At 71.9% G+C, this 537-nt stretch carries 1 protein-coding gene; it reads left to right on the top strand.

All coding sequences use genetic code 11. The features are described from left to right. The coding region (locus tag HUK84_RS22505) for a type 1 glutamine amidotransferase family protein (protein ID WP_218064517.1) at positions 1–537 on the top strand (537 nt) is incomplete at both ends.

Genomic DNA, 537 nt, shown 5'->3' with positions numbered 1-537 from the left:
GGCCTCGGCCCTGTCGGGCTCGATGATCGCCGGCGGCTCGTCCTACGAGGCCCTGCGCTTCGGCGTGGCCTCCGACATGGGACGGCGCGGCATCGTGATCCAGGAGGGGCTGGGCCTGTTCGGCTCGGCCATCGTGGACCAGAACCTCACCGCCGCCCGCCGGCTGGCCCGGCTGGTCGTGGCCTGCGCCGAGGAAGGCGTGCGCTACGGCCTGGGCCTGTGCGAGGAAAGCGGCGTGGTGGCTGGCCACGACAACGCGCACCTGACCGTCATCGGCCGGCACGGCGCGGTGCTGGTGGATATCGACCTGCTGCGCACCGCCCTCCAGGGCGACGATTTCCGGACGGAAGGCACGAAACTCCACATGGCGCTGCCCGGCGACGTCATCGACCTCGATACCGGCACCGTAACGCGCGCCGCCCCCCAAACCGGCATGCCAGACGCCGATATGCCAGACGCCGATATACCGGACGCCGACACGCGGCTCGCACAGCTCGTCGGCGACCTGCTCGAGGACTGCGCCGGCCGGCGCGGCAC

This window comes from Nguyenibacter vanlangensis (assembly GCF_013376155.1).
Classification (GTDB): domain Bacteria; phylum Pseudomonadota; class Alphaproteobacteria; order Acetobacterales; family Acetobacteraceae; genus Gluconacetobacter; species Gluconacetobacter vanlangensis.
Note: the sequence above shows the minus strand (reverse complement) of the source record. Positions and strands in the feature narration are given on the sequence as shown.